The sequence below is a fragment of the Bradyrhizobium sp. 1 genome, from assembly GCF_023073315.1.
Taxonomy (GTDB): domain Bacteria; phylum Pseudomonadota; class Alphaproteobacteria; order Rhizobiales; family Xanthobacteraceae; genus Bradyrhizobium.
The window spans coordinates 235,461-246,909 of record NZ_JADPJH010000034.1; the positions used below are offsets into that span (position 1 = coordinate 235,461).

At 64.9% G+C, this 11,449-nt stretch carries 11 protein-coding genes; 1 reads left to right on the top strand and 10 read right to left on the bottom strand.

Translation table 11 applies throughout. The features are described from left to right. Nucleotides 1-14 precede the first annotated feature (14 nt). From IVB29_RS31070 to IVB29_RS31090, 5 genes are read right to left on the bottom strand one after another with little or no spacing between them, the layout of a single operon-like run. A complete protein-coding gene (locus IVB29_RS31070) occupies nucleotides 15-1,151 on the bottom strand; it encodes an FAD-dependent oxidoreductase (protein WP_247507223.1) in 1,137 nt (378 codons plus the stop codon). An 8-nt stretch (nucleotides 1,152-1,159) separates the two neighbouring features. Then, on the bottom strand, nucleotides 1,160-1,966 hold the full coding sequence (locus tag IVB29_RS31075; protein WP_247507224.1) for an ABC transporter permease: 807 nt from the start codon (nucleotides 1,964-1,966) through the stop codon (nucleotides 1,160-1,162). Further along, entirely contained in the window at nucleotides 1,963-2,838 is an 876-nt protein-coding gene (locus IVB29_RS31080; RefSeq protein WP_247507225.1) for an ABC transporter permease, read from the bottom strand. The genes IVB29_RS31075 and IVB29_RS31080 overlap by 4 nt, the downstream gene beginning before the upstream one ends. Continuing rightward, nucleotides 2,835-3,875 (bottom strand): ABC transporter ATP-binding protein, encoded by a 1,041-nt coding sequence (locus IVB29_RS31085; protein WP_247507226.1) that lies wholly within the window; start codon nucleotides 3,873-3,875, stop codon nucleotides 2,835-2,837. The genes IVB29_RS31080 and IVB29_RS31085 overlap by 4 nt, the downstream gene beginning before the upstream one ends. Nucleotides 3,876-3,900: 25 nt before the next feature. Continuing rightward, the gene (locus tag IVB29_RS31090) at nucleotides 3,901-4,938 is read right to left on the bottom strand and encodes an ABC transporter substrate-binding protein (protein ID WP_247507227.1); all 1,038 of its coding nucleotides are present in this window, start codon (nucleotides 4,936-4,938) and stop codon (nucleotides 3,901-3,903) included. Between the two features lie 272 nt (nucleotides 4,939-5,210). Here IVB29_RS31090 and IVB29_RS31095 point away from each other — a divergent pair, with 272 nt between their 5' ends. Continuing rightward, a complete protein-coding gene (locus IVB29_RS31095; RefSeq protein ID WP_247507228.1) occupies nucleotides 5,211-6,125 on the top strand; it encodes a LysR substrate-binding domain-containing protein in 915 nt (304 codons plus the stop codon). Here IVB29_RS31095 and IVB29_RS31100 read toward each other — a convergent pair. Genes IVB29_RS31100 through IVB29_RS31120 form a run of 5 tightly spaced genes read right to left on the bottom strand, consistent with a single transcriptional unit; the run spans nucleotide 6,115 to nucleotide 11,436 of the window. Continuing rightward, on the bottom strand, nucleotides 6,115-7,488 hold the full coding sequence (locus IVB29_RS31100) for an amidohydrolase family protein (RefSeq protein ID WP_247507229.1): 1,374 nt from the start codon (nucleotides 7,486-7,488) through the stop codon (nucleotides 6,115-6,117). The two genes, IVB29_RS31095 and IVB29_RS31100, sit on opposite strands and share 11 nt — an antisense overlap. Continuing rightward, nucleotides 7,485-9,068: an ABC transporter substrate-binding protein gene (locus IVB29_RS31105; RefSeq protein ID WP_247507230.1), complete on the bottom strand. Its 1,584-nt coding sequence runs from the start codon at nucleotides 9,066-9,068 to the stop codon at nucleotides 7,485-7,487. The genes IVB29_RS31100 and IVB29_RS31105 overlap by 4 nt, the downstream gene beginning before the upstream one ends. 22 nt (nucleotides 9,069-9,090) lie before the next feature. Then, nucleotides 9,091-9,741, bottom strand: coding sequence for an aspartate/glutamate racemase family protein (locus IVB29_RS31110; RefSeq protein ID WP_247507231.1), 651 nt, complete (start codon nucleotides 9,739-9,741; stop codon nucleotides 9,091-9,093). Nucleotides 9,742-9,749: 8 nt separating this feature from the next. Continuing rightward, nucleotides 9,750-10,634 (bottom strand): polysaccharide deacetylase, encoded by an 885-nt coding sequence (locus tag IVB29_RS31115; RefSeq protein ID WP_247507232.1) that lies wholly within the window; start codon nucleotides 10,632-10,634, stop codon nucleotides 9,750-9,752. Beyond that, a complete protein-coding gene (locus IVB29_RS31120; RefSeq protein ID WP_247507233.1) occupies nucleotides 10,621-11,436 on the bottom strand; it encodes an ABC transporter substrate-binding protein in 816 nt (271 codons plus the stop codon). Before IVB29_RS31120 ends, IVB29_RS31115 begins: the two co-directional genes overlap by 14 nt. Nucleotides 11,437-11,449 lie beyond the last annotated feature (13 nt).

Sequence of the window (11,449 nt, forward strand, 5' to 3'; positions counted from 1 at the left end):
TTCCTTCAATATCCCTAGTAGCCGCTGTTGTTCGCGGTACCCGCGCCGCCAAAACGGCTGGCCGAGAACGCGCCAACCAGCTCCGGCTCGAGCGCGCCCTGCGCAACCATGCGCGCGATCTCGAAGGCGTGGTTGGAGGCGAGCGTCACGCCGGAATGGCAGCAGGCGACGAAGGCGCCCGGATGCGTCTCCGACTGGTCGTAGATCGGAAAGCCGTCCTGCGGCATGACGCGGATGCCGGCCCAGCTTCGGACCACGTTGAGCCGCGCCAGATGCGGGAACATGCGCTGGGCGCGATCGGTCATCACCGCGCTGATCGAATGCTTCAGCGTGCGATCGTCGAGTTCGTCCTCCTTGCTGTCGCCGATCATCACCGTACCCTCGTCGGTCTGACGGATCGTGGTCAGCGGATGCGGCAGGAACGGCATGGTGCGCTCGGTCACCACGATCTGGCCGCGGGTCGGGCCCATCGGCGCTGAGAGGCCGACCATCGGCGCCAGCGTCTGGTTGGCATTGCCGGCGGCAAGCACGATCTTGGCGGCACGGAGCTCGCCCTTCGGCGTGGTCAGCTTGAATTCACCACCACTCTTGCTGATCGCCGAGACCGGCTGCTCCGGAAAATAGTCGATGCCGAATGCCTTGAAGCCGGTATGGAAAGCGCGGAACGTTCGCAGCGAGTTGACGTGGCCGTCGAGCGGACAATAGCTGCCGCCGGAGACTTCCGGGCCAATCAGCGGCAGCGACTTCTTCACCTCGGACGCGGAGAGCATCTCCATCTTGTAATCGGCTGCACCATTCTGGTTGTGCATACGCTTGACCAGCTCGGCGCGCTGACCGAATTCGTCGTCGCCAAGCGTGAGATGGAAGCCGCCATTTTGCTGGAGCGAGACATCGAGGCCGGTCTGCTGCTTCAGCTCGGAGGCAAGCCTGCCCCACGCCTGCGATGCCTGCACGGTCCAGATCGTATAAGCGGGCATGCCCAGCCCCTTGCTCTGCACCCACACCAGCGCAAAGTTCGCGCGGGAAGCGCGCTTGGTGATGTCGCCCTCGTCGAGCACGGCCACGCGCTTGCCGAGGCGGCCGAGGCCCCAGGCAATGGCGGAGCCGAGCAGTCCGCCGCCGACGACGGCGACGTCGTAATCCGTTCGCATAGATTCTCCTATCGTCCCGTATCGCCCTTGCCGGCGAGCACACGGTCGAGCCCGTAGAAGCGGTCGAGCAGAATGAGGGCGGTCATGGTAACAGCGATCACGCAGGCCGAGACCGACGTCACCAGCGGATCGATGTTGTCCTGGATGTAGAGGAACATGCGCACCGGCAACGTCTCGGTGCCGGGTGCCGCAAGGAAGACGGTCATGGTCAGATCGTCAAAGGACTGGATGAAGGCGAGCGCCCAGCCGCTGATGACGCCGGGCAGGATCAGTGGCAGCGTGACGCGGCGGAACAGTGTCCAGCCGTTGGCGCCGAGCGAGACCGCGGCCATCTCGAGCGAGAGATCCATGCCGGTGGCGGCCGCCAGCGTCAGCCGCAGCGCGAAGGGAAACACGATGATGACATGCGCGATGATCAGCGCGGCAAAGCTGCCGCCGAGACCAGCCGAGGTGAAGAAGCGCAGGAAGGCGATGCCGAGCACGACATGCGGGATCATCAAAGGTGACAGGAACAGTGCCGCCAGCGCGTCACGGCCGCGGAAGCGATAGCGCGCGAGCGCGAGCGCCGCGGGCACCGCGAACAAGAGCGCCACGAAGGAGGACAGCGCGCCGAGGCCGAGGCTGACCCAGAACGCATGGATGAATTCAGGGTAGTTCGCGATCGCCCTGAACCAGCGCAGCGAAAAGCCGTTGGTCGGCAGCGACAAGAAACCCTCAGGCGTGAAGGCGACAAGGCAAACCACCAGGATCGGCGCCACCATCACGACGACGAAGATGGTGTGGAAGATCAGCGCGAGCGGACCATTCCGTCTCATCGGAACACCTCCGCATAGCGGCGTTCGATCAGCGCGTTGCTGCCGACGACGATGAGCACCAGTGCGGCCAGCAGCAGTGTCGCGACCGCCGCGCCGAGCGGCCAGTTCAACGTGTTGAGGAATTCGTCATAGGCCAGCGTCGCCGCGACCTTGAGCCGGCGTCCCCCGATGATCGCCGGCGTCGCAAACGCACTGGCCGAGAGCGAGAACACGATGATCGCGCCCGACAGCACGCCCGGCATGATCTGCGGCATGATGATGCGGCGGATGATGGTGAGAGGGCCTGCGCCGAGCGACATCGCGGCATTCTCGATCTGCGGGTCGAGCCGCTGCAGCGCCGCCCACACCGACAGCACCATGAATGGCATCATCACATGCGCGAGCGCGACCACCATGCCGGTTTCGGTGAACATGAAGGGAATGGGGGAGCTGATCACGCCTGCCGACATCAGCAGCTTGTTGACGAGGCCGTTGTTGCCGCCGAACAGCAACGCCCAGCCAAGCGTGCGCGCCACCACGGAGATCAGCAGCGGCCCGAGAATGACCAGCAGGAAAATGCTCTTCCAGCGGCCGTCCATGCGGTTGAGGATGTAGGCTTCGGGCGCCCCGAGCAATGCGGTGAGCAGCGTGGTCAGGATCGCGATGCGAAACGTCCGCCAGAACATTTCAGCGTAATAGGGATCGGTTACGATCTCGTGCCAGTTCTTGAGGATGAAGACCGGCTCAATGCCCTTGTACTGGCCCCAATCGTGGAACGACAGCATCACGGTCATCGCGAGCGGAATCAGCAGCACGCCGACGAACAGCATCAAGGCAGGCGCGGTCAGCGCCCACGGCGCGCGCGCATTGCGTTCATCAGCGGCCGTGCTCATGCGCCGGCCCTCGCACGCACGCTCATGTCCTCGGGCCGCCAGGTGAGGCGAACCGCATCGCCCTCGGCCGGCTGCGCCTGACCATCGTTCTGGCGGATCACAATCGCCGGGCCGCATTCGCTGTCGCATTGGAACAGCCAGTGATTGCCCTGGAAGATACGCGTCATGATTTTTGCGCTGAGCCCTGCATCGCCAAAGCCGATTCTTTCGGGGCGAACGCTGACGGTCACGGGACCACTGAGACCAGCCGGCGCCGGCGCGCGCCAGGAACCCACCACCAGCTGCGTGGGCACGACAGTCCGGTCGATCGTCCCGGCAAAGTCATTGGTCTTGCCGAGAAATTGCGAGACGAAGGCCGAAGCCGGCCGCTCGTAGGTTTCCTGCGGCGTGCCGATCTGCTCGATCTTGCCCTGGCTCATCACCACGATGCGGTCGGACAGTGACATCGCCTCGTTCTGGTCGTGGGTGACCAGGATCGTGGTGGTGCCGATGGTGCGCTGGATCTGGCGCAGCTCGATCTGCATCTCCTCGCGCAGCTTGGCATCGAGGTTCGACAGCGGCTCGTCTAGCAGCAGCACGCTCGGCTTGATCACCAGCGCGCGCGCCAGCGCCACGCGCTGCTGCTGGCCGCCGGACATGCGGCGGGGATGACGGTCCTCGTAACCGGCAAGGCCCACCATCGCGAGCGCGGCACGCACGCGCTCGGCCCGCTCGCCGCGCGGCACGTTGCGCATCTCCAGACCGAACGCGACGTTCTCCGCCGCGGTCATGTGTGGAAACAGCGCGTAGCTCTGGAACACGATGCCGAGCCCGCGCTTGGCCGGATGGATCGCGGCCAGGTTCTTGTCCTCCAGGCGGATCGCGCCGCGCGTGGGGTCAAGGAAGCCCGCGATAATCTGCAACGTCGTGGTCTTGCCGCAGCCGGACGGGCCAAGGAAGGAGATGAACTCCCCCTTGCCCACCGACAGACTGAAGTCGTCGACCACAGTCTGCACGCCGAACTGCTTTGCGACCCGATCGAGCTCGAGATAGGCCATCACGCTGTCTCCGCGAACGATCAGATCAACGCTCGACCTCGCGATTCCAGCGCTTGGTCCACTCCTCGCGCTTCTCGTTGATGACGGTCCAATCCGGATTGTAGAGCTTTGCCGCACGCTCGCCGATCGGCGCCATCTTGCCGAGCTCGGGCGGGATCACCAGCGATTTCAGCACCGGGCCATAGCCGTAGTCCTTCAGCATCACGAGCTGGATTTTCGGCTCGAGCAACATCTTGACGAACGTCGACGCCAGTGGCGAGGCATTCGGCTTGGTGATCGGACACGCCGTCGTCAGCAGCGTTGCCGCGCCTTCCTTCGGGTAGACGAAGTCGACGGGGAAGCCGGTGTTGGCAAAACTCTGCACGCGGCCGGTGCCCCACACCGCGATCACGGCCTGGCCGGACTGGAACAGCTCGGTCATCTTGCCCGGCGACGGCTCGTAGGCCAGCACGTTCGGATTGATCTGCTCCTTGAAGATCTTGAAGCCCGAATCGACGTTGGTCTCACCGCCGCCGTTCATCTTCGACAGCATCACCAGCGCTTCGAGGCCGTAGGTGTTGTTGATCGGCGGGATCACGAGCTGTTTTGCGTATTTCGTGTCCTTCAGATCATTCCATGAGGTCGGCGGCGCCCAGCCTTTTTCCGCAAACACCTTGGTGTTGTACATCAGGCCGGTGGCGACGATGCCGATGGCGACCGCGCGATCGTCCTTGAAGCGGGCGGTATCGTAGAGATTGGCGGCCGGCAGGCCTTCGAGCTTGCCGCAGAAGCCGAGCTGGATCGCCTGGTACATCGGGCCGTCGTCGACGATGGCAACGTCGATCTGCTGGTTACCCTTCTGCGCCTGGAGTTTTGCCAGCGTGTCGGTGGAGTTGCCGGCGACGTACTCGACCTTGACGCCGTTCTCCTTCTCGAAGGCCGGGATCACCTCGTCGCGGATGGTCTTCTCGAACGAGCCGCCATAGCCGGCGACATAGAGCGTCTTTTGCTGGGCCGAGGCGGCCGACGGGGCGACAATGAGCGCCGCAATGCTGACCGCTGTCAGAAGGCGAAGAGTCTTCATATGGACCGATCTCCAATACCGGAATGAGGTGACGTGCCGACGAGTCTCGCTGGCCGAAGCCTTCCGCATTTCCTTCCGCGCAAATCCCTCTCCGATCAGGGCTCCGGCCCCTGCTCGGCGGGTTTGGCGCGATCCGGAGGTTCGAACCCCTCCAATCTGCCGAAAAAGCGGGCTGTCTCCAGTCCTGATGAAAAAGATCGCAAACCCGGGCTTCCGTCGTCCAATGAATAATGGCACCCTCTGCATGCCTAAATATTATGAATGGAATTGGGATGGCCCGGATCAATTCGCGGCAGGTGGAGGCCTTCCGCGCGACGATGCTGACGGGAAGCGTGACCGAGGCGGCCGCGCTGATGACCGTGACGCAGCCGGCGGTCAGCCGGTTGCTGCGCGACCTCCAGGCACTGCTGAAGATGGAGCTGTTCGAGCGGCGCGGCACCGGCCTGGTGCCGACCGCCGCAGCGATGGCGCTCTACACCGAAGTGGAGCGCTCCTTCGTCGGCCTCGAACGCATCGCCGCGGCGGCGGAAGAAATCCGTGGCCGTCGCACCGGCTCCTTGCGGATTGCAGCACTGCCGGCATTGTCGAACGGCTATTTGCCACGGCTCACCGGTCATTTCTTGAAAGAGCGGCCCAACCTCAACCTCGCCTTCTTCGGCGTGATCTCGCCGATCGTGGTCGATTGGGTGCTGAACAATCAGTGCGATGTCGGCTTTGCCGAGGTGCCGATCGCCCATTCCGGCTTGCCGAGCCAGAAGCTGCCAGCGCCCGCGCGGGTGGCTGTCCTGCCCACCGGTCACCGCCTCGCCGAAAAGGAAGTGCTGGAGCCGCGCGATTTCGAGGGCGAGACGTTCATCTCGCTGTCGGCGGGATCATCGAGCCGGCATCTGGTCGACCAGGTCTTCCATCGCCACGATGTCCGCCGCGTGCTCAGGGTCGAGACCACGCTGTCGGAGATCATGTGCGGCATGGTGTCATCAGGACTTGGCGTCGCCATCTGCGATCCCTTCACCGCGCAGGAATTCTCCACCCGCGGCGTCGTCGTGCGCCGCTTCTTGCCGCGGATCGACTTCGAATTCTCCGCGGTTTTTCCCGCGCAGCGCAGCCCCTCGCCGGTGGCGCTCGATCTGGTGGAGACCATGCGCAAGGCGCTCGCCGAGTTTGACGAGCCAGCGCTCAGCCGTTGAACGCCGCCTGCGCCTCCGGCAGGTCCCAGATCTTGCCGATCGCAGCAGTGCCGGCGGCCATAATCGCCGCCTCGTCGGCACCGAGATAGCGTCCGGCATCGACCAGCACGCGGCCATCGACCATGACCTGATCGATATTGGCGCGGTTGGCGAGCGCGATCAGCGCGCGGCGCGGGTCGAACAGCGGCTGAAGGTGCGGATGGGTGAGATCGACGACGGTGAGGTCGGCGGTCGCGCCCGGCTCGATCCGGCCGAGATCCGGCCGCTTGATGACGTCGGCGGCAACGGCCGTGTTGGCTTCGATCAGCTCCGGCGAATTGGCGACATCGGCGCGCGCTGACGTGACCTTGGAGATCAGCGACGCCGCATTGAGCTCACCGAGCAAATCCATGTTGTAGCCGTCAGTGCCAACCACCGTGCGCACACCATGCTCCGCGAACCGGCTGAACGCCGCCGTGACGCCAGCGCGCGCGAACACGCGCGGGCAGTTCAGCACGGTCATGCCGCGCGCGGCCATCAGCTTGAGATCGTCGTCGCTGCTGAACATGCAGTGCGCCGCCATCAGGTCGGGCGCGAGCAGGCCGAGCCAGTCCAGATATTGCGCCGGCGTACGGCCACCGTAACGCTTGCCGATGGTCTCGACCTCGGCGCGGCTCTGCGCCATGTGCGTCGTGATGGGGACGCCGAGTTCGCGCGCCCGCGTGGCGCAGGCCTTCAGCAGATCCGGACCGCAGGTGTCGGTGGCGTGCGGGCTCATCGCGAGGCTGATGCGGCCGTCACCGCGATTGTTCCAGCGCTGATAGAGCGCATCCCATGTCGCCATGTCGGTGGCGCCGTCGTCGCCGGAATAGCGCACCACGCCGTCGGCGCCGGCCTTGGCGTCCGACGTCGAGAACAGATACGGCGCGCCGTAGAAACGGATGCCCATCTCCTCGGCCGCGTCGAACATCTCCGGAATGGAATTGCGGAACGGCTCCATCACCGTGGTGGCGCCGCCCTTCAGGAGCTGGAGGATGCCGAGCCGCGCCACCGCCATGCGTTCTTCCGCAGACAAGATATCGGCGCCGCGCTTGGTCAGCGGCAGCAGCACCGTGTAGACGATGCTCTGGTTGTTCTTGCGACCGTTGCCGTCCTCGGTGTGGCTGCGCGCCACGGCTTCCGAGAAGCAGTGATTGTGCAAATTGAGCAGGCCCGGCAGCACGAAGCGGCCAGGACGATCGTAGACCTCGTCCGCGCGCGGCTTGTCGCGCGTGATTGCCGCGATCTTTTTGCCTTCGACCAAAACCCAATGGTCGCGCAGCACATCCTGCGTACCGTCTTTGCGTGACAGCACATAGCTGCCGAAGATTGCTGTCCTGCTCATGCGGGGCGTACGTTCCAGAAGACGGCGGTGCCGTCGAGAATGCCGGTGATGGCTTTGCGGTAGGCGGTCGGCTGCTTGTACAGGCCGATCGGAATATAGGGGATTTCCTCGAAGGCGACCGCCTGGATCTGTCGGCAGATGCGCTGCTGCTCGGCAAGCTCGGAGGCCGCCAGCCACTGGCCGCGCAAGGTCCCCATCTTCTCGCTCGCGTACCAGCCGGCGACCTTGCCTTCGCCGCGGATGTTGGTGTTGCCGGCCGGGTTGAGCCAGTCGATGCCCTGCCAATTGCCGACCGCCGCGCTCCAGCCGCCCTGCCCGATCGGGTCCTTCTTGAGCTGGCGCTGCAGCACGACCGCGAAATCGAGCCCGGCATATTCGACGTTCATGCCGGCCTTGCGCAAGCTGTCGACCGCGATCTCGCCGAGCGGTTTCTGCGCCAGCGAGTTGGTGGGGACGAGCACCACGATCTTCTCGCCATTGTAGCCGGCGGCCTTCAGATCGGCCTTCACCTTGGCGTAGTCGCGGGGGCCGCGGAATACATCGAGGCCGACGTCGCTCGCCATTGGCGTGCCAGGCGCGAAGTAGCCGATCGGCGAGACCTGGAACGCCGGGTCGGTGCCGGCCACCGCCGTCATGAATGCGGATTGGTCGATCGCGCCTAACAGCGCGCGGCGGACGGCCGGATTGTCGAACGGCGGCTGGAGATGATTGAGGCGCAGCATGCAGGCGTAGCCTCTGGGATCGAGGACGCGCGTCTCGATATCGCCGGCCGCCTTGATGATCGGCAGCAGGTCATGCGGCGTGGTCTCCTGCCAATCCTGCTCGCCGGTCTGGAGCGCGGCGACGCCGGTGCCGGCGTCCGGCGTGGTGGTCCAGACCACGCGGTCGTAATGCACGATCTTCGGTCCCGCCGTCCAATCCGGTTTGCCGTCGGTGCGCGGCTGGTAGCGCTCGAACTTGGCATAGGCGTTGCGCGCGCCCTGCACGCGTTCGTCGGCGAGATAGCGGAACGGACCGCTGCCGATGACTTCGGTCAGCGGCTTGAACGGATCCTGGCTCGCCAGCCGCTCCGGCATCATGAAGCAGGCGTTGATCGCGGCCTTGCCGAGCGCCTGCGGCAGTAGCGGGAACGGACGCTTGAGGCGAAAACGGATGGTGCGGTCGTCAGCCGCCGAAAGCTCGGCGGTCGCCTCCATCAGCTCGCCGCCAAAGCCGTCACGCGCGGCCCAGCGGCGGATGCTCGCGACGCAGTCGCGGGCCAGCACGCGCTCGCCATCATGCCAGAACAGGCCGTCGCGCAGGCTGAGGTCCCATTGCAGTCCGTCGCCGGAGATGACGTGCCCCGACAGCATCTGCGGTGAGACCTGGAGCGAGGCGCTCATGCCGTAAAGCGTGTCGTAGACCATGAAGCCGTGGTTTCGCGACACCTGCGCGGTCGAATAGATGGGATCGACGAAGGCGAGGTCGATGACGGGGATGAAGCGCAGCGTCGACTGAGATTCAGCGCGCACGATGCCTGGAAACGACAGCGCCGGTATCGTTGCGGCGGCCTTGAGGAGCGAGCGGCGAGAGATAGGCATTACAAGAGGCTCCTGAAGGATCTTACGTGTTCAACAAGACAGCGCCAATCGCCGCCGCCACCGCCTGCTGCGCAGGCTCGATCACGGGCACGCCGACCGCATCCTCAATCGCGGCACGATGCGACGCCATGCCGGCGCAGCCCATCACCACGACATCGGCGCGGCATTGCGTCACCAGCGCGCGGCCGGCTTCGATCAAGCGACTGCGGATGTCGGCGCCAGCCGTCTCGGCCGCGCTCGCGCCGACCGACCAGCTTCCGGCATAACGGCTGTCGACGCCCATCACCCGCGCCATGCGCTGCTGGCGGCGGATGCTCGACGGCGACAGCGCGATGATTCCAAAGCGTTCGCCGAGCATCAGCGCGCGAAAGATGCCGCATTCGGCGATGCCCATCACGGGGCGAGCCCCCGCGGCCTCACGCACCGCATGCAGGCCGGGATCGCTGAAGCAGGCGAGCACGAAGGCATCAGCGTTGTCGCGCGAGACACGATTCACCAGCGGCATCACAACGCTATCGGCATCGCGCTGCGAGCTGATGCCCGGAGGCCCCTCGGCAAGACCGACCACCTCGATCTCCGGCCCGCCGGCGATCCGCAGCGGCGCGACGGCGTCGTCGATCGCCGCCGTCACCGATGCTGAGGAGTTGGGGTTGATGACGAGGATGCGGGTCATGATAGTGCTCAGCGGTTACCGGCCTCGTGGCGCAGAAAATTTTCCGCGATCTTCTCGCCGGTCGTGATCCAGACGTCGGGGCAAGACTTTGCGTAGGTCAGGAATTCGCGCAGCAGACGCAGCCGCATCGGACGGCCGCTGCATTGCGGATGCAGCACAGTCGTCACCATCGCACCCCAGTCCCTGGTTTCGTCGAGCTCGTCCTTCCAGATCGAGAGCACGTGCTCCCTAGGGAAGATCGAGCGCGGGCTGAAGCGCGCGGAGAGGCCGTGCATCCAGTCGTCATAGCTCGCGGTGACAGGCAGCTCGATCGTGCCGGGCTTGCCGTCGGCGAGGCGATGGCGATAGGGCCTGACGTCGTCGCGGAAGGAGGACGTGTAGACGATGCCGTGACGCACCAAAGCGACGCGCAGCTCCTCGGTGAACTCGCCATAAGGCGCGCGATAGCCGGTCGGCCTGACGCCGAGCCGGCGCTTGAGTGCCTCGAAACCACGCTCCAGCTCCTCCTCGATCCAGGGATCGCCGGGATCGGGCAACAGGTGGTGATAGCCGTGATGGCCGATCTCGTGGCCGGCCTTGAGGATGGATTCGGCCATCGCCGGATGCGCGTCGACCGACCAGCCCGTGACGAAGAAGGTCGCCTTGAGATCGAGCTGGTCGAGCAGCTCCAGCAGCTTTGGCGTGCCGACGCGCGCCTCATAACCGCCATAGCTCATGGTGATGAGCCGCTGCGCGTGCACCGCGTCCTTGCTGGTCCACGCACTCTCCGCGTCGACGTCGAAGGAGAGGAACATCGCCGAATTGTACGGCTTCGGCCAGGGGTATTCCGGCGCGGGATCCGCGGTGTTGGCCGGAACGAGCGGGATGCTCTGGAGTGCCTTACTGTCCAGCATTGATGGTCGCCTTCTCTAATCCGTTGTCGTTCAGTTTCCACTTGGCAAGCAGCGTACGATAGGTGCCGTCAGCGATCAGCGCATCGAGTGCCTCGGTCATTGCCTGCTGTAACGCTTTTTCCTTGACCGGCAGCGCAATTCCCGTGAACTGCGTCGCAATGGGATCGCCGACCGGCGCATAGGTGCCCGGCTCGAGATCCATCAGATAGGGTAACGTCTCGTTGCCCTGCACCGCGGCGTCGATGCGGCCCTGCCTGAGCTGCGTGCGCGCATCTGCCGAGCCGTCCGTACCGACGAACTGGATTGAATTGCTGCCGCAATTCTTCTGGCTCCACTTGTCGATCTCCGCCGGAAACATGGTCCGGCGGCTGGCGCCGACCTTCTTGCCGCACAGCGCCGCCATGTCCTTGAACTCGGACGCGCGGGACTGCTGCACGAAGAATTTTGGGCCGCTGCGAAGATAATCGACGAAGGAAGCAATCTCGTGCCGGCTCGCATAGTCGGTGAAGCCGGACAGGATGGCATCCACCCGGCCCGTCGAAATCGACGGTATGAACTCGGCAAAGCTGGTCTCGGTCCATTCGATCTTGACGCCAAGCTTGCGCCCGAGCGCCTCGCCGAGATCGATGTCGAAGCCCGACAGCGCGTTGGTGGCGGGATCGCGGAACTCCATCGGCGGATAGTTCGGCACCACCGCCACCTTGATGCTGCCGCGCTTGGCGATCTCCGCCGGCAGCTCGATGGCCATCACCGACGCGCTCATGGCGCCCAAAAGTGCCGCCGCAACGAAAAGTCTCTTCATCAACACGCCCCCA